Annotated in this window: 14 protein-coding genes and 3 pseudogenes; 10 read left to right on the plus strand and 7 right to left on the minus strand. The window is 60.7% G+C overall.

All coding sequences use genetic code 11. The features are described 5' to 3' along the window. Positions 1 to 204 precede the first annotated feature (204 nt). Positions 205 to 2,007, plus strand: coding sequence for an acyl-CoA dehydrogenase (locus OC605_RS22820; protein WP_262139647.1), 1,803 nt, complete (start codon positions 205 to 207; stop codon positions 2,005 to 2,007). A gap of 141 nt (positions 2,008 to 2,148) precedes the next feature. On the opposite strand, the gene OC605_RS28240 is transcribed toward OC605_RS22820, so the two are convergent. From OC605_RS28240 to OC605_RS22835, 4 genes and pseudogenes are all read right to left on the minus strand, one after another. Further along, the gene (locus OC605_RS28240; protein WP_410056019.1) at positions 2,149 to 2,994 is read right to left on the minus strand and encodes a methyl-accepting chemotaxis protein; all 846 of its coding nucleotides are present in this window, start codon (positions 2,992 to 2,994) and stop codon (positions 2,149 to 2,151) included. Positions 2,995 to 3,015: 21 nt separating this feature from the next. Beyond that, positions 3,016 to 4,086 (minus strand): annotated as a pseudogene (locus OC605_RS28245) (cache domain-containing protein); the annotation flags it as partial. A gap of 99 nt (positions 4,087 to 4,185) precedes the next feature. Continuing rightward, positions 4,186 to 4,488: a cell division protein ZapA gene (locus OC605_RS22830; protein ID WP_039756738.1), complete on the minus strand. Its 303-nt coding sequence runs from the start codon at positions 4,486 to 4,488 to the stop codon at positions 4,186 to 4,188. Then, positions 4,485 to 4,715, minus strand: a complete 231-nt coding sequence (locus tag OC605_RS22835; RefSeq protein WP_016772015.1) for a hypothetical protein — start codon at positions 4,713 to 4,715, stop codon at positions 4,485 to 4,487. Before OC605_RS22835 ends, OC605_RS22830 begins: the two co-directional genes overlap by 4 nt. A 342-nt stretch (positions 4,716 to 5,057) precedes the next feature. Between OC605_RS22835 and OC605_RS28250 the strand changes: the two are divergent. From OC605_RS28250 to selO, 5 genes and pseudogenes are all read left to right on the plus strand, one after another. Further along, positions 5,058 to 5,714, plus strand: a pseudogene (locus OC605_RS28250) (MCP four helix bundle domain-containing protein); the annotation flags it as partial. Positions 5,715 to 6,017: 303 nt separating this feature from the next. Then, positions 6,018 to 6,617, plus strand: a pseudogene (locus OC605_RS28255) (methyl-accepting chemotaxis protein); the annotation flags it as partial. 294 nt (positions 6,618 to 6,911) lie between these two features. Continuing rightward, a complete protein-coding gene (locus tag OC605_RS22845; RefSeq protein ID WP_024011302.1) occupies positions 6,912 to 8,654 on the plus strand; it encodes a potassium/proton antiporter in 1,743 nt (580 codons plus the stop codon). Positions 8,655 to 8,688: 34 nt separating this feature from the next. Next, positions 8,689 to 12,042, plus strand: a complete 3,354-nt coding sequence (mscK, locus tag OC605_RS22850) for a mechanosensitive channel MscK (protein WP_076565278.1) — start codon at positions 8,689 to 8,691, stop codon at positions 12,040 to 12,042. 48 nt (positions 12,043 to 12,090) lie between these two features. Next, entirely contained in the window at positions 12,091 to 13,554 is a 1,464-nt protein-coding gene (gene selO / locus OC605_RS22855; protein WP_262139653.1) for a protein adenylyltransferase SelO, read from the plus strand. Between the two features lie 5 nt (positions 13,555 to 13,559). Here the strand turns inward: selO and OC605_RS22860 are convergent, their stop codons facing one another. Beyond that, positions 13,560 to 13,922 carry a type II toxin-antitoxin system PemK/MazF family toxin gene (locus OC605_RS22860; RefSeq protein WP_041477600.1) on the minus strand — a complete coding sequence of 121 codons (363 nt, stop codon included), beginning with the start codon at positions 13,920 to 13,922 and terminating at the stop codon, positions 13,560 to 13,562. Further along, positions 13,922 to 14,191: a hypothetical protein gene (locus tag OC605_RS22865; RefSeq protein ID WP_008077592.1), complete on the minus strand. Its 270-nt coding sequence runs from the start codon at positions 14,189 to 14,191 to the stop codon at positions 13,922 to 13,924. The genes OC605_RS22860 and OC605_RS22865 overlap by 1 nt, the downstream gene beginning before the upstream one ends. Before the next feature lie 236 nt (positions 14,192 to 14,427). Between OC605_RS22865 and trxC the strand changes: the two genes are divergently transcribed. Further along, entirely contained in the window at positions 14,428 to 14,862 is a 435-nt protein-coding gene (trxC, locus tag OC605_RS22870) for a thioredoxin TrxC (protein WP_207807687.1), read from the plus strand. Positions 14,863 to 14,992: 130 nt separating this feature from the next. Here the strand turns inward: trxC and OC605_RS22875 are convergent, their stop codons facing one another. Next, positions 14,993 to 15,763 (minus strand): ParA family protein, encoded by a 771-nt coding sequence (locus OC605_RS22875; RefSeq protein WP_262139658.1) that lies wholly within the window; start codon positions 15,761 to 15,763, stop codon positions 14,993 to 14,995. 356 nt (positions 15,764 to 16,119) lie between these two features. Between OC605_RS22875 and OC605_RS22880 the strand changes: the two genes are divergently transcribed. The 3 genes from OC605_RS22880 to OC605_RS22890 are packed head-to-tail and all read left to right on the plus strand — an operon-like array spanning position 16,120 to position 17,886. Then, positions 16,120 to 16,845, plus strand: coding sequence for a beta-ketoacyl synthase chain length factor (locus OC605_RS22880; RefSeq protein ID WP_130899559.1), 726 nt, complete (start codon positions 16,120 to 16,122; stop codon positions 16,843 to 16,845). Next, positions 16,821 to 17,633 carry a lysophospholipid acyltransferase family protein gene (locus tag OC605_RS22885; protein WP_041477597.1) on the plus strand — a complete coding sequence of 271 codons (813 nt, stop codon included), beginning with the start codon at positions 16,821 to 16,823 and terminating at the stop codon, positions 17,631 to 17,633. Before OC605_RS22880 ends, OC605_RS22885 begins: the two co-directional genes overlap by 25 nt. Then, positions 17,611 to 17,886, plus strand: coding sequence for a phosphopantetheine-binding protein (locus tag OC605_RS22890; protein WP_039756723.1), 276 nt, complete (start codon positions 17,611 to 17,613; stop codon positions 17,884 to 17,886). The genes OC605_RS22885 and OC605_RS22890 overlap by 23 nt, the downstream gene beginning before the upstream one ends. Positions 17,887 to 17,888: the final 2 nt, after the last annotated feature.

Here is a 17,888-nt window from a genome sequence, read left to right on the forward strand (position 1 = left end):
GCTGGCTTGCCAGCGATAGCGATTTTTCAGTCAACCATCAATGTTGAATGAACTGCCGCCATCGCTGGCAAGCCAGCTCCCACAGTTGTTTTCGGCGCCTGTTAAGTCCGCGCGCGGCTCCAACATCACGCTTATCAATCATCCTGTTCAGTCTTTATCAGCACGCCTAGACTCGGCCCAACCCCAATTTCCAGGTAGGCCGCCATGTCCGAGACGCTGCTCAGTTCCCGCAATCTGGCTTTCGAGCTGTACGAAGTCCTCGATGCCGAGGGCCTGACCCGGCGTGAGCGCTTTGCCGAGCACAACCGCGAAACCTTCGACGCCGCCATTGGCACCGCGCGCAATATCGCCGAAAAGTTTTTCGCCCCGCACAACCGCAAGGGCGATGAAAACGAGCCGCGCTATGAAGACGGCCAGGCCATTCTGATTCCCGAAGTGAAACCAGCGGTGGATGCCTTTCTCGAGGCCGGATTTCTTAACGCCGCACGCAGTTTTGAAGCGGGCGGCATGCAATTACCGACCCTGCTGTCGCAGGCCTGCTTCGCGCACTTTCAGTCCGCCAACGCAGCGTCGACCTCGTACCCGTTCCTGACCATGGGCGCGGCCAATCTGATCGAGAGCTTTGGCAGCGAAGAGCAGAAACAGCGCTTCCTGCAACCGATGATCGACGGACGTTTCTTCGGCACCATGGCCCTAACCGAGCCCCATGCCGGTTCATCGCTGTCGGACATTCGTACCCGCGCCGAACCTGCATCCGACGGCACCTATCGCCTGAAGGGCAACAAGATTTTCATTTCCGGCGGCGATCACCCGCTGTCGGAAAACATCGTGCACATGGTTCTGGCCAAACTGCCCGACGCCCCACCGGGGGTGAAAGGTATTTCGCTGTTTATCGTGCCGAAGTTTCTAGTCAACGACGACGGCAGCCTCGGCCAGCGCAACGACGTGCTGCTCGCCGGCTTGTTCCACAAGATGGGCTGGCGCGGCACCACATCGACGGCGCTGAACTTCGGCGATAACGGCGAGTGCGTCGGCTATCTGGTAGGCAAGCCGCACCATGGTTTGAGCTACATGTTCCAGATGATGAACGAAGCGCGGATCGGCGTCGGCATGGGCGCGGTCATGCTCGGCTATGCCGGTTACCTGTATTCGCTGGAATACGCCCGCGAGCGGCCGCAGGGTCGGGTGCCGGACAGCAAGGATCCGAGCACAGCGCCGGTGGCGATCATTCAGCACGCAGATGTCAGACGCATGTTGCTGACGCAGAAATCCTACGTCGAAGGGGCTTTTGACCTCGGCCTGTATGCCGCGCGCTTGTTCGATGACACCACCACGCTGGAAACCGAAGCCGAACGCAAACAGGCTCATGAGCTGCTGGATCTGCTGACGCCGATCGTCAAATCCTGGCCTTCGGAGTTCTGCCTCAAAGCCAACGAACTGGCGATCCAGATTCTTGGCGGCCACGGCTACACCCGTGAGTACCCGGTGGAGCAGTACTACCGCGACAACCGCCTGAACCCGATCCACGAAGGCACTCACGGCATCCAGTCGCTGGATCTGCTTGGGCGCAAACTGGCGCAGAACGGTGGCGCCGGTCTCAAGCAACTGATTCGATTGATCGCCAACACGGCCGAACGTGCCACTGCCTACGACTCGTTGACCACCCTGCGCGAACCGCTGGAAAAACTCGTGGCCCGCCTGCAAACCGTGACCATCGGCCTGCTCACCGATCTGGCCCAAGGCAAGGTCAACAGCAGCCTGGCGAACTCGGCGCTGTACCTGAAAGTGTTCGGCCACGCAGTGATCGGCTGGCGCTGGCTGGAGCAGGCGATCCGCGCCGAGGAAGGCCTGGCCAAAGGCAATTCGGCGGATGTCGACTTCTATAAGGGCAAGTTGCAGGCGGCGCGGTATTTCCTCACGTGGGAAGTGCCGGGTTGCCAGCATGAGCTGGACTTGCTGGAGGCGCGGGACGATACGTGTCTGGGGATGCGGGAGGAGTGGTTCTGATCCGGATTATGCGTAGTGGCTGATGCCGTCTTCGCGGGCGAGCCCGCTCCCGCAGGTATTGCGGCGTGTTCATGATGCGTGAACACCCCAGAACCCTGTGGGAGCGGGCTTGCCCGCGAAGAGGCACGAGCTGACGGAGCATCAACTCAACTTGAACCCACCCATCTGCGGCGCCAGATCATCCGCCAGCCGCTGCAACATCTGACAATCCTCACGACACGCACGAACCTCCCCCGCCGTCGCCCGTGCCAGATCGGAAATCCCCTGCACGTTGCGGTTGATCTCTTCAGTCACCGCCGACTGCTCTTCGGTTGCCGTCGCCACCTGATGGTTCATATCGCTGATGCGCTCAACCTGGCCGGTGATCGCCGTCAGCGACGCGCCGGTACGCTGGCTCGATTCAACCCCGGTACCCGTCGCGGCCTGGCCGGTGCGCATCGAAGACACGGCGTTCTCCGCGCCTTGCTTGAGGCTGCCGATCATCAGGTGAATTTCGTCGGTCGAGGCCTGGGTCCTGCGCGCGAGGGTGCGCACTTCATCGGCGACCACCGCGAAGCCACGGCCCATGTCGCCAGCGCGGGCAGCTTCGATGGCGGCGTTGAGTGCGAGCAGATTGGTCTGTTCGGAAACGCCACGAATCACCGCCAGCACCGAATCGATCGACGCCACTTGCTGCGCCAGCTCACCCACTGCGCCCGCCGCTAAGCCGATCTCATCGGACATGCTTTCGATATGACGGATCGAGCCACCGACCACTTCCCGTGCCTGCAACGCCTCATCGCGCGCGGTTTGCGAGGCAAGCGCGGCGTTGCCAGCGTTCTGCGCGATTTCCTGCACGGTCAGGCCCATTTCGTGGACGGCGGTGGCTACCATGTCGGTCATTTCCTGCTGCCGGCCGGAACGCTCGGCGGTGTTGTCCACCACCGTCGCCACTTGCCCTACGGCCGTGCGCAGGCGCTCGCTGGTGGTCAGCACTTCGCCGATCATCGCGCGCTGGCTGTCGAGGAAACGGTTGAAGCCGCGCGCCAGGTCACCCAACTCATCGGCACGGCTGGAATCTAACCGGTGAGTCAAATCTCCACCACCGCTACCGATGGCCACCAGTGCCCGTGTTACTTGTCGAATCGGTCGCACCAGCCCCTGCGCCAGCCACACCACCAACGCCAGGCAGACCAACGCCACCACCAGACCGATGCCGCCACTCATCCACATCGCTTTCCGTGCTTCGGCGTAGATCTGCGACTGCGGCACTTCGGCCACCAGGGTCCAGCCGAGATCGCGCAGCGGCAGGCTGAAGGCGAGGAAGTCTTCACCGTCGCGCTGGAAGCTGCTGTTGACCGCATCCTTGTGCCCCATCAGCGCTTGTGCCGCATTGGCACCGATCTGCTCGGTCAAGGTGCGTTTGCCGCTGAACTGCGCCTCAGGATGGACCTGAATCAAACCATCGGAACGCACGAGATAGACTTTGCCGCGCTCGCCGAAACTGAAGTTGTGAATCAGCTCCGACAGCTCTTTCATGCTCAGCCCGAGCCCGGCGACCCCGACAACTTTGCCGGCCTGCTCGACCTTCAGATCGATGAACAGGGCCAGCTCGCCAGTGGCGCCGTCGTTGTCGATATTGAGGGTGCGCGGCTGATTGCTGTCGAGAAAGGAATAGAACCAGGCGTCGGCCGGTTTGGCGCGACTGAGGGTGCGGTCCAGGCCTTTTTCGGTGATGTAGTGATTGGATTCGGTGCCGATGATCAGCGCAGTGAAGGCCTTGTGTTCGGCGCGGATGCCTTCCAGATACTGCGCGAAGAGCGCAGTTTTGCTGCTGTCCTCGCCTGTCGCCAGCCAGTCACGCACCATGGTGTTACTGGCGATGTCCTTGGCGGCGGTGAGCGGTTGCACCAGGATGCGTTCGATATCGTTGCGCGTCGCTTCAATGCTCGACGGCAGCGCTTGTTCGACCAGATAGCTCTGGGCGAGGCGGTTGACCACCAGGGTATAAATGCCAACCACAATCACGATGCTGATCAGCAGGGCCGCGCCCATGCCGAGAATCAACTGCCACTGAATACTGCGTCGCCACCACTGCATGGAGCACCCCCAAGGAATAAGTGGCCGAAACACTGCAACAGCCGTGCCGATTGTATACAAGCCAACCGACAATCTATTCCCTGGTTGTGCGCAACTTCATCAGCCCTGACTGATGGTCTTGGCAATGGTCTCGACCGTGGCGCTGACTTGCTCTTGATAACGCTCGAGTTCTTCTTTGTGCTGCTTCTTCATTTCGATCTGCTGCGAGCACAGATTCATCGCCGCCAGCACCAGCAAACGGTCGCCGATCAGCGTCGGGTATTTGCGTTTGGTGTCTTCCAGCGCTGCCTTGAGCATCATCGCCGCATCCAGCAGGGTCTGTTCTTCCCCGGCCGGTGCCTTGATCGAATAGTCCTCGCCGAGAATGGAGATGACTTTTACCCCTGCTGTGCCGTGGTTCATGCGCTGACAGGACCGGCATTGACGCGATCAACCAGCGCCTGAATGCGCGCGGCGGTGGCGCCGTGTTTTTCTTCCTGCTCCATCAGGTTCAGTTGCAGGTTTTCATTTTCATCCTTGGCCTGGGCCAGTTCCGTGGACAGGGTCTGGTTGGTCTGCAGCAAGGTCTGGTTCTGTTGCACCAGGTCGCTGACGAGCTGTTCCAATTGGCTGAGGGATGCTTCCAACATTTTGATCTTCCAAGCGTTTTTCAAAGGGCGCGTACGATAAAGAAAAGTCACCACGGATGCCAGGGTTAAACCGGCGCAAGGCCTTGATTTTCCTGGGGGCAAGCGTTCTCGCGAGTTTAAAAGACTGTGATTGGTCGATCTGGTTCCTGCACTTCGTCGCTCAAGCCTGTCTGCGACAAATACGCACACCACCTCAAGACTTTAGTCGTATGACCGATAAGTCACCCATACAGCAGTCTCAGCCCGCATGGATGCGGCCCTTTTCGGTATCCGCCCATGTCCCTTCGCAATATGAATATCGCCCCACGGGCGTTCACCGGCTTCGCCCTGATCGGCGGCCTGATGTTGATCCTCGGCGTGTTTGCGCTGAACCAGATGAGCAAGATCCGCGCGGCCGGCGAAGACATCGCCACCGCCAGCGTGCCATCGATCAAGGCCCTCGATGAATTCACTCAACTGACCCTGCGCCTGCGCGTGCTCTCGTATCGCCTGCTGATCAACCGCGAACCCGACGTGCAGCAGAAAACCATCGAGCTGTTCGACCTGCGCAATCGCCAGATCGCCGATGCGCAACGCGCATACGAGCCACTGATCGAAGGCCCGCAGGAGCGTGCGGCGTACGATCAGTACGTGCAATTGCTGGCGCAGTACCGTCAGCTTGAAGAACGCATGAAAACCCTGTCGCGCAACAACCAGATCGCCGAGTTGCAACAGATGCTCAACAGCGATTTGCTGAGCAATTCGGAAGCGGTGAATACCGCGCTGGCGCGCTTGCTGGAGATCAACACCCAGCAGATTGCCGAGACTGATCAGGGCGCGAAGGATCAGTATTCGCTGTCGTTCGATCTGGTGGTGACCCTGCTGGTGATCGCCAGCGGCCTGACCCTGCTGTTCGCCTGGTTGCTGACCGTGAGCATTACCAAGCCGATTTCCAAGGCACTCGAGGCGGCGGAAACCATCGCCGAAGGCAACCTCACCCAGCCGATCCATGTCGATGGCGAAGATGAAGCCGGGCGCCTGCTGGCGGCGATGGCGAAGATGCAATCGAAGCTGCGCGACACCCTGCAGCGCATCTCCGGTTCGGCCACACAGCTTGCGTCTGCTGCGGAAGAGCTGAACAGCGTCACCGACGAAAGTGCGCGCGGCCTGACCCAGCAGAACAACGAAATCGAGCAGGCCGCCACTGCGGTCAATGAGATGACCAGCGCCGTCGAGGAAGTCGCGCGCAACGCGGTCAGCACTTCGGAAGCCTCGAAAAACGCCACCACTTCGGCGGGCGACGGTCGTGATCTGGTGCAAGAAACCGTCAGCGCCATCGAACGCATGAGCGCCGATGTGCAGAGCACCGCGTCGCTGATCGGCGACCTGGCCAATGAATCCCGCGACATCGGCAAGGTGCTCGACGTGATTCGTGGCCTCGCCGACCAGACCAACCTGCTGGCATTGAACGCAGCCATCGAAGCGGCCCGTGCCGGTGAGGCCGGTCGTGGTTTCGCCGTAGTGGCGGACGAAGTGCGCGCACTGGCCCATCGCACCCAGCAGTCGACCAGCGAAATCGAACGCATGATCGGCAGCATCCAGAGCGGCACCGAACACGCCGTGGATTCGATGCGCAACAGCACCGAGCGCGCCGAATCGACCTTGAATATCGCCCGTGGCGCCGGGATGTCGCTGGACACCATCAACAGCGCCATCGTCGAAATCAACGAGCGCAACCTGGTTATCGCCAGCGCCGCCGAAGAGCAGGCGCAGGTGGCGCGGGAAGTCGATCGCAATCTGGTCAACATCCGCGATCTGTCGGTGCAGTCGGCGACCGGCGCCAATCAGACCAGCGCAGCAAGCAATGAGCTGTCGCGCTTGGCGCTGGACCTTAACAACATGGTTGGGCGGTTCAGCCTGTAACACACCTCGCTTGAGCTTCCCCTGTGGTGAGGGGATTTATCCCCGTTGGGTGGCGAAGCCGCCCCAAAAGCAGCGTATGCGGTTCCCTTTAAGGATCCGCGTACGGCGGTTTTACGACGGCTGCGCCGCCGAACGGGGATGAATCCCCTCGCCACAGTCATCATTCGCCGCATTTTCAGGGTGATTCTGCAGAAAAGCTTTTTGACAGCATCACATTTCAACAGGTTAGAATCGCTGGCACGCAGACTGCATGGTCAGTTTGTGCCTCGTCTTTATGCTTCTGGAGTACTGCCTTTGAATGCGACGACCATCAACAGCCTGTTCTTGATCGGCGCGTTGCTGGTAGGCGCAAGCATTCTTGTCAGTTCTCTTTCTTCACGTCTCGGCATTCCGATTCTGGTCATCATTCTCGCGGTCGGCATGGCGGCCGGAGTCGATGGTGGCGGGATCATTTTCGATAACTACCCGACGGCCTATCTGGTCGGCAACCTCGCCCTGGCAGTGATCCTGCTCGACGGCGGCTTGCGTACGCGGGTGTCGAGTTTCCGCGTGGCCTTGTGGCCGGCGCTGTCGCTGGCCACGGTCGGGGTGTTGATTACCACCGGGCTGACCGGCATGGCCGCTGCGTGGCTGTTCGACCTCAATCTGATTCAGGGCCTGCTGATCGGCGCCATCGTCGGCTCGACCGACGCCGCTGCGGTGTTCTCGCTGCTCGGCGGTAAAGGCCTCAACGAACGAGTCAGCGCCAGTCTGGAAATCGAATCCGGCAGCAACGACCCGATGGCGGTGTTTCTCACCGTGACCCTGATCGACATGCTCGCCAGCGGCGAAACCGGCCTGCACTGGAGCCTGCTGACCCACCTGATCCGCGAGTTCGGCATCGGTGGTGTGATCGGTCTGGGCGGCGGTTGGGTGATGCTGCAACTGGTCAATCGCATCAATCTCGCCGCTGGGCTCTATCCGATCCTGATCATTGCTGGCGGTCTGGTGGTGTTCGCGCTGACCAACGCCTTGCATGGCAGCGGCTTCCTCGCTGTCTATCTGTGCGGTCTGGTGATCGGCAACCGCCCGGTGCGCAGCCGCCACGGCATTCTGCACATGCTCGACGGCATGGCCTGGCTGGCGCAGATCGGCATGTTCCTCGTGCTGGGCCTGCTGGTCACGCCCCACGATCTGCTGCCGATCGCCCTGCCCGCCCTCGGTCTGGCATTGTGGATGATCCTGTTCGCGCGGCCGCTGTCGGTGATGGTCGGCCTGCTGCCGTTCAAGGCCTTCCATGGTCGTGAAAAAGCCTTTATTTCCTGGGTCGGCCTGCGCGGCGCGGTGCCGATCATTCTCGCGGTGTTCCCGCTGATGGCCGGCCTGCCGCAAGCGCAGCTCTACTTCAATCTGGCGTTCTTCATCGTGTTGGTTTCGTTGCTGGTGCAGGGCACGAGCCTGCCGTGGGTGGCCAAGCTGCTCAAGGTGACCGTTCCGCCAGAACCCGCGCCGATATCCCGAGCGGCACTGGAAGTGCACGTCACCAGCGAGTGGGAACTGTTCGTTTACAAGCTCGGCGCGGAGAAATGGTGCATCGGCTCGCCCCTGCGTGAGCTGAAAATGCCCGAAGGCACACGCATCGCGGCGCTGTTTCGTGGCCAGCAACTGCTCCATCCGTCGGGTAGTACGGTGCTGGAAGTCGATGATTTGCTGTGTGTTATTGGCCATGAACACAACTTGCCGGCCCTCGGCAAACTGTTCAGCCAGGCACCGCAACGCGGCCTCGATCTGCGTTTCTTCGGCGACTTCGTGCTCGAAGGAGACGCCCAGCTTAAAGCGGTTGCAGCGCTGTATGGCTTGCCGGCCGAAGGCATCGATCCGGACATGACTCTGGGCGCGTTCATTGCGCAAAAAGTCGGGGGTGCCCCCATCGTCGGCGACCAGGTGGAGTGGAACAACACCCATTGGACGGTGGCGGTCATGGACGGGAACAAGATCGGCAAAGTGGGCGTCAGATTCCCCGAAGGAAGTCGCCCGGGCCCCGGACTCTTCCTCTAAACTGCTCCCACTCTCACTTGCTTGACCGGTCTCTATGCCTACCCTGCGCTCCTTTTTCGCCGCGGCCCTGCTGGGCCTCAGTCTTGTCGTCGGCCCGCTGCATGCTGCCGAACCACCGTCCAGCGATGCCGTGCAGGCCAGCCTCGACAAGCTGGCCGACAGCAAACTGCCGGACGCCGACAAGAAGACCCTGCAGACCGTCCTGCAGAACACCCTCAATCAACTGAACAACCAGCGTGATTACGAGCAGAAGCTGATCGATCTCAAGCGTCAGCTGGCCAACGCGCCGAAGCAGACGATTGAAAATACCCGCGAACTCAGCCGCCTCAAGGCCACCGCACCGGTGCCGGTAGCGCAGCGCTTTCCGAAAGAGTCGATCCAGCAACTGGAGCAGATCCTTACCGATCGCTCGACGCAGCAGAGCGATCTGCAAAAAGCCCTGGCCGAAGCCAACAGCCTGATCATCACTGCACAGACTCGCCCCGAGCGCGCTCAGGCGGAGATTTCCGCCAGCCAGACGCGCATCCAGCAGATCAACACCATCCTCAAATCCGGCAAGGACACCGGCAAAACGGTCACCGCCGAACAGCGCGACCAGTTGAACGCCGAACTCGCCGCACTCAATGCACTGATTCCGCTGCGCCGCCAGGAACTGGCCGGCAACACCCAGTTGCAGGATCTGGGCAATGCCCAGCACGATTTGCTCTCGGAAAAATCCGATCGTCTCGACCGCGAGATCCAGGAACTGCAAACCCTGATCAACCAGAAGCGTCTGGCGCAGTCGCAGGAAACCGTTACCCAGCAATCGATCGAAGCGCAGAAGGCCGGCGGCAGCAGCCTGCTGGCGAGTGAGAGCGCGACCAACCTCAAGCTTTCCGACTATTTGCTCAAGAGCACCGACCGTCTCAACGAAGTCACGCAGCAGAACCTGCAGACCAAACAGCAACTCGACACCCTGACCCAGAGCGATTCGGCGCTGGACGAGCAAATCAACGTGCTCAAGGGCAGCCTGCTGCTGTCGAAAATCCTCTACAAACAGAAGCAGGCGCTGCCGCACTTGAAGGTCGACCGCGACCTCGCCGACCAGATTGCCGATATTCGCCTGTATCAGTTCGATGTCAGCCAGCAGCGGGAGCTGCTGAGCAATCCGGCGACCTACGTCGACAATTTGCTGGCCACCCAGCCGCCTGAGCAGGTCACCCCGCAATTGCGCAAGAGCCTGCTCGATCTGGCCAACACCCGCGCTGATCTGCTCGAGCGGCTGAACCGCGAGTTGAGCGCGATGCTCAACGAATCGATCACCCTGCAGCTCAACCAGAAACAATTGCTGAGCACCGCGCAAAGCCTGCGCGCGACCCTCGACGAACAGATGTTCTGGATCCCCAGCAACAAGCCGCTGGACGTGGAATGGATGCGCGGTGTGCCCGAGCGCCTGGAGCGGCAGGTCAATACCTTGCCCTGGGCGTCGAGCCTGAGCGAGCTGGCTGACGGCCTGACCCAGCGGCCATTGCTGTTCTTGCCTCTGGCGCTGCTGATTGGCGCCCTGTTGTGGCGCCGCAAGGCGCTGTACGGACGCCTCAACAAAGTTCACCAGGACATCGGCCACTTCAAGCGCGACAGCCAGTGGCACACGCCGCAGGCGATTCTGATCAACATCCTGTTGGCGATGCCGGTGGCGCTGGGTCTGGCGCTATGCGGTCTGGCCTTGCAGATCGACGCGCGCGGGCAGAACGCCAATATGGGCGCGGCGCTGTTGCAGATGGGCCAGGCCTGGCTGGTGTTCTACACCGCATACCGGATTCTTGCGCCGGGTGGCGTGGCGGAATTGCACTTCCGCTGGGAAAAACCGCAGGTCGAGTTCCTTCAGGGCTGGGTGCGTCGATTGGGCCTTGTGGTCATGGCGCTGGTGGCCGTGGTGGCCGTCGCCGAATTGCAACCAGCGGCGCTGGCCGATGACGTGCTCGGCATGCCGGTGGTGCTGACCTGCTACGCCTTGATGGCGTGGCTGCTCAGTCGCCTGCTGATCAGCAGCCCGACGCACCAGAATGCCTCGCTGTTCCGCAAAGCCGTCGGAGTGATGTTCACGCTGCTGCCGATCGCCCTGTTTGTCGCGGTGTGCTTCGGCTACTACTACACCGCGCTGAAACTCAGCGACCGCTTGATCAACACCCTGTACCTGCTGATGTTCTGGCTGGTGATCGAGGCGACCTTCGTGCGTGGCTTGAGCGTTGCCGCGCGGCGTTTGGCTTATCAGCGCGCACTGGCCAAACGGCAGGCGGCAAAAGAGGCCGGCGACGGCGAAGCGGTGATCGAAGAGCCGACGCTGGACATCGAAAAGGTCAACGAACAGTCCCTGCGCCTGATCCGTCTGGCCCTGCTCGGCGGTTTCATCGCGGCGCTGTACTGGGTCTGGTCGGACCTGATTTCGGTGTTCTCGTATCTGGACAACATCACCCTCTACGAATACACCAGCGGCACCGGCGCCAACATGAGCATGGTGCCGATCAGCATCGGCGACATGCTCGGCGCGCTGATCATCATCGGCATCACCTTCGCGCTGGCGCGCAACTTGCCCGGGCTGCTCGAAGTGTTCGTGCTGTCCAAACTCAATCTGGCCCAGGGCAGCGCTTATGCGACAACCACGCTGCTGTCCTACGTGATTGCCGGCGTCGGTTTTGTCACCACCCTGTCGACCCTCGGCGTCAGCTGGGACAAGTTGCAGTGGCTGGTGGCAGCGCTGTCGGTGGGCCTCGGTTTCGGTATGCAGGAGATCTTCGCCAACTTCATCTCCGGCATCATGATCCTCTTCGAACGCCCGGTGCGGATCGGTGACACCATCACCATCGGCAACCTGTCGGGCACGGTGAGCAAGATCCGCATCCGCGCCACAACCATCACCGACTTCGACCGCAAGGACATCATTGTCCCGAACAAAACGTTCATCACCGGGCAACTGATCAACTGGTCGCTGACCGACACCATCACCCGCGTCACGCTGAAACTCGGCGTCGATTACGGTTCGGATCTGGACCTGGTCAAGGAACTGCTGCTCAAAGCGGCCCGGGAGAACCCGCGTGTGCTCAAAGAACCTGAGCCACACGTGTACTTCCTCAACTTCGGCGAAAGCACCCTCGACCACGAACTGCGCATGCATGTGCGCGATCTCGGTGACCGCAACCCGGTGCTGGATGAGGTCAACCGCTTCATCAATCGCGAGTTCAAGAAGCAGCACATCAACATCTCGTTCCGGCAGATGGAGGTTTATCTGAAGAACCTGCACGGCCAGGAATACAAGATGGTGCCTGTGGAACCCGAGAACAAAACCATCGTGCCGATCGTCGACGGGCAGAAACCGTTGCCGGAACCGCCACCGAGCAAACTCGACTAACCGACATGGTCCCAGCAGAATGCTCGGACATTCTGCTGGAGCCGGCCCGTGAAAGCCCTCGACGAACTGACTTTCGACAACCGCTTCGCCCGCCTGGGCGACGCGTTCTCCGCGCACGTGCTGCCCGAGCCGATCGACAATCCGCGGCTGGTGGTCGCCAGCCCGGCCGCTCTGGCCTTGCTCGATCTCGATGCGGCCAGCGCCGACACCGAAGAATTCGCGCAGCTGTTCGGCGGCCACAAGCTGTGGGCCGACGCCGAGCCACGGGCGATGGTCTATTCCGGGCATCAGTTCGGCGGTTATACCCCGCAACTGGGCGACGGGCGCGGCCTGCTGCTGGGCGAGGTGTACAACAACGTCGGCGAGCATTGGGACCTGCACCTCAAGGGCGCCGGGCAGACGCCGTTTTCGCGCATGGGCGATGGCCGCGCGGTGCTGCGCTCGTCGATTCGCGAATTCCTCGCTTCCGAAGCGCTGTACGCGCTGAACATCCCGTCTTCGCGGGCCGCCTGCGTTATCGGCTCCGACACGCCGGTCTGGCGGGAAAAGCAGGAACGCGCGGCGATGGTGCTGCGTCTGGCACCGAGCCATATCCGCTTCGGCCATTTCGAATACTTCTACTACACCAAGCGCCCCGAGCAGCAGAAACAGCTTGGCGAGCATGTGCTGGCGATGCACTTCCCCGAATGCCTGGAGCAACCGGAACCGTATCTGGCAATGTTTCGCGAGATCGTCGAACGCAACGCCGAACTGATCGCCAAGTGGCAGGCTTATGGCTTCTGCCACGGCGTGATGAACACCGACAACATGTCGATCCTCGGCATCACCTTCGACTTCGGCCCGTTCGCCTTCCTCGATGACTTCGACGCGCATTTCATCTGCAATCACTCCGATGATCAGGGCCGCTACTCGTTCAGCAATCAGGTGCCGGTGGGCCAGTGGAACCTCAGCGCGCTCGCCCAGGCGCTGACGCCGTTCATCAGCGTCGAGGCCCTGCGCGAAACCCTCGGCTTGTACCTGCCGCTGTTCCAGGCGCACTACCTCGACCTGATGCGCCGCCGCTTCGGCTTCACCACCGCCGAGGACGACGATCAGCAACTGCTGGAAAACCTGCTGCAACTGATGCAGAACAGCGGCGTCGACTACACGCTGTTCTTCCGCCGCCTCGGTGAAGAGTCAGCCGAACAGGCCATCGCCCGCCTGCGCGACGATTTTGTCGATATCAAAGGTTTCGATGCCTGGGGCGAACGCTACGTCGCCCGGGTCGGCCGCGACGGCAATGCCGATCAGGCACAACGCCGCGCACGGATGCATGCAGTCAATCCGCTGTACATCCTGCGCAATTATCTGGCGCAAAAGGCTATTGATGCGGCGGAACAAGGGGATTATGCCGAGGTACGCCGACTGCATGCGGTGCTGAGCAAACCGTTTGAGGAGCAGCCGGGGATGGAGGGTTACGCCGAGCGGCCACCGGAGTGGGGAAAGCATTTGGAGATCAGTTGTTCTTCGTAGGCGCTTCAGCTTAGCGGGTCGATTGCACTGATTACACGGTCGACGATGTCAGACATTGTCACGTCATCCAGTCGCTCGATGAATTTGGCCGTGCCGTCTCGTACCCGTTGTTCTATGTCAAAACTGCGAACCTGATTACACACCGCTACACCATTGGTTTCGTGGCCAGTAATGGCGACCGCCAAACCCATATTCCGGCTGAAATTCCCACCGCTAGTAACAGGCACCGTCATGCTCACGCCCAATGCGTTGATCTCTCTGGGCGTGATCACCACAAAGCGATGTCTGTTCATCATCTCCCGCCCCGCCACTGGGTTTGGATCAATCCAGTAAACGTCACCCCGCTGAGGGGGCTGTCGGCGCACCATCAACCCAGCTCCCGGCCGACAGAATCACCTTCAAGGGTCTCGCTAGTCTGGGCGTTAAGTTTCTGCAATTCTTCTGCGCCTTCGAGTAGCTCTGACAAACTATAACGCTTACGCGTAGCGGCTACGGCTGGACGAGCAATCAGTTCGCCATCGACCACATTCAGCTCTAGCTGTGCGCCAACCTCCAGATGCAACAACTTTAAAAGCGTGGGCGGAATCGTAATGACGGCAGCGCCGCCTTGGCGGCGTATCTTGGAAGTTACGGACATTATGTCGCTCCGATTTGATGCATAGGAATCATCGATTCCTGGACTAGTGCAACAAAAGTAGCACGCAGATAAAGACAAAGCGATCTCCTCACGACAAGCGTAAAACGCCGAATTGGTCTTCAGACTAGCCATCGATCCCGGAACTGTTTTGAGAAAAATGTGAGCAGTTGCGACATTGATAAGTTGGCAGATCGACTCCAACTCAGTTCTATAGACTGCCTATCAGAGAACCAATCATGACCACCCCACTCCTCATCCCCTGCCCCTCCTGCAACGGCGTCAACCGCATTCCAGCCGAGCGTCTCGCCGATCAACCCAAGTGCGGACGCTGCAAATCTGCGGTACTGCTGAGCAAGCCTTTCGAACTCAAGCAAGGCGATTACGCCAGTCAGATCAAGGGCGATCTGCCGTTACTGGTGGATGTCTGGGCGGAATGGTGCGGGCCGTGCAAGTCGTTCGCGCCGGTGTTCGAACAGGCTGCGGCGCAGTTGGCGGGCAAGTGTCGGCTGGCCAAGCTCGACAGCGAAGCGAACCAGCAGTTGTCGGCGCAGTTGGGGATTCGCTCGATTCCGAGTCTGATTCTGTTTAAAAACGGCAGGGAAGTGGCGCGGCAGAGCGGTGCGTTGCCATTGCCGCAGTTGATGGCATGGCTGCGTAGCCAAGGCATCTGACCCAACACAGACCACCCTGTGGGAGCGAGCCTGCTGGCGAAGGCGGTCGATCATTCAGCGCCGATGTTGAATGTGCCGGCCTCTTCGCGAGCAGGCTCGCTCCCACAGGATTTGCGTGTGAGTCGGGGAATCAGTGGTCTTCCAGCAGATTGTGCAGTTCCACAAACTGCTGGGTCAGCTTGTGCCGTGGATCGAGGTGGATCAGCGGCATGCTGGCCTGGTGCGACTCGCGCATGCGCACCGAACTGCTCAAATACACCGGCAACACCGGCAAGCCTTCGGCAATCAGCTCATCGAGAATCTGCTGTGGCAGGCTGGCCCGCGCCTGAAACTGATTGACCACGATGCCTTCGACTTCCAGGCCTTCGTTATGGTCGTCCTTCAATTCCTCGATCTCGGCGATCAGTCCGTACAGGGCCTGACGTGAAAAGCTGTCGCAGTCAAAGGGGATCAACACTCGATCCGCGGCAATCAGCGCCGATACCGCGTAGAAATTCAGTGCTGGCGGGGTATCGAGATAGATCCGGTCGTAGTCTTCCGATAGCTCATCGAGCAACTTACGCAGCTTGTTGATCTTGTGCTTGGCCTCGAGCTTGGGCTGCAGGTCGGCCAGTTCGGCGGTGGCGGTGATGATGTGCAGGTTGTCGAAAGGGGTTTCGTAGATGTCCGCCTGATTCTTTTTCGAGAACGGCCCTGAAGACAGGCTCTGTTTGAAGAAATCGGCGATGCCCATCGGAATGTCATCGCCGGTGAGCCCGGTCAGATACTGAGTGGAATTGGCCTGGGCATCGAGGTCGACCAACAACGTGCGATAACCCTCGCTGGCGCTGACCGCCGCCAGATTGCAGGCGATGCTGGATTTGCCCACGCCACCTTTCTGATTGAACACCACGCGCCGCATGACCAAACCTCCGTGTATCAAAGAATGACCGAGTGTAGTTGGCGGTGACCGCGCTTCGCTACCTTCACCGACATGGACTACGTCGTCAGGTGTAAAAATCGACGCCCAGGCATGGAAAAAACCGCCAGCCATCCCAGAGACACCTGACAGACACGCCGCGTCAAATCTGGATAATGGCCAAGTGATAGCCATGCAGCGAACCGCTCGGTACATTTTGTTGGGCAAAATGTAACCAACATTTGCTACACACCCGTCGCACCGGGATAATGCGCGCCACCCGGCGCCCTGCGCCAAGCCAAGCCTGCTGCGGCGCTGGCGACTCAACGCGTCAACGAAAGCCCGCAGGGGCGGGATGAATGTCCGTGATCAACTTCAACATCGCCCAATGGCGCGCGTGGGCCCCGGGGCTCGACAGCGTGGACGCCTGGCAGGCCTGGAGCCGACAACCGGTCGTGCTGCAGAGCAGTGATGCCGCGCCCGATGTGTCGTTTCTGCCGGCCATGCAACGCCGTCGCCTCAGCCGCCTGGCGCGGATGGCCTTCAGCGTTGGCTGGCCGCTGGCCGAAGGCCGGGACCATCTGCCACTGGTGTTCGTCTCGCGGCACGGCGAAACCCCACGCACATTCGAAATCCTCCGCGATCTGGCCACCGAACAGCCCTTGTCGCCCACCCAATTCAGCCTTTCAGTGCATAACGCGATCATCGGTTTGTGGTCGATCATGCGCGGTGAAACCAGCGAAATGACCGCCCTCGCGGCGGCTGGCGATGGCCTTGAACACGGCATGCTCGAAGCAGCGGCACTGCTTGATGAAGGCGCCCCGGCCGTGCTGTTGGTAATCACCGAAGAGCAGCCGCCGGAGGCGTATTCGCAGTGGGTCGATGATGTGCCGTTCCCTTATGCGCTGGGTTTATTGCTCACGCCCGGTACCGACTGGCGGCTGACCCTGAACAGCAGCACCGAAACCCGGTCCAAGGCGCACTGGCCGCACGCGCTCAACCTGCTGCGAACCCTGCTCGGCCAGCAAACTGACTGCCAACATGCGTGGAAAAATCGTGTATGGACCTGGCATCGCAACCCGTGACCGCTAAACACCGCGACGCCTACTACTGGCGCCTGCTGGCCACTGCTGCGAGCTTCGCCTTGTTCGGGCTCGGCGGGCTGTGTCTGCGCCTGCTGGTATTTCCGCTGCTCGGCTGCCTGCCCGGTGACGCGCTGGTCCATCGCCTGCGCGCGCGGCGTACGGTCAGTCGCTTGTTCTGGTTTTTCGTGCGTTTCATGGCTCGCACCGGGGTGCTGACTTATGACATCGAGGGGGCCGAGCGGCTTGGCCGACCGGGGCAGATGATCATCGCCAACCACCCGTCGCTGATCGATGTGGTGTTTCTCATCGGCCTGGTGCGCCACGCCAATTGCGTAGTGAAGAAAACCCTCTGGGAAAACCCGTTCACCCGTGGCCCGCTGCGCCGCACCGAGTACATCAGCAACGACGGCAGCATGGATATGCTCGACGCCGCCGCGCAGTCGTTGCAGGACGGCCAGACCCTGATCATCTTTCCCGAAGGCACGCGCACCCAGCCGGGGCAGGCGCCGGCCTTTCATCGGGGGGCGGCGGCAATTGCCCTGCGCGGTGCGAAAATCGTTACCCCGGTGATCATCAAGGTCAGCCCGACCACCCTGACCAAAGCCGAGCCGTGGTATCGCATCCCCCATCGCCGCGTGCACTTCAGTTTTCGCGTGGGGGCCGATATAGACCCACAGACCTTCGCCGCGCAAGGCCCCGCACCGCAGGCCTCGCGCAAGCTCAACGATTATTTGCATGACTATTTCATTAAGGAGCTCGCCGCAGATGAGCGAACTGAACACCGCTAGCCTGGTGCGTGACATCAAACTGCTGATCATCGACGCCTTGGGCCTCGAAGACATCAGCCCCGAGGACATCGGCGACGAGCAGACATTGTTCGGCGAAGGCCTCGGCCTGGACTCCGTGGACGCGCTGGAACTGGGTCTGGCGATCCAGAAAAAATACGGCATCAAGATCGACGCCGATGCCAAAGACACCCGCAACCATTTCACCAACGTGGCCAGCCTTGCGGCATTCGTCACGGCAAAACAGGCAGCTTGAGA

Source organism: Pseudomonas sp. Marseille-Q5117 (genome assembly GCF_946901175.1).
Classification (GTDB): domain Bacteria; phylum Pseudomonadota; class Gammaproteobacteria; order Pseudomonadales; family Pseudomonadaceae; genus Aquipseudomonas; species Aquipseudomonas iranensis.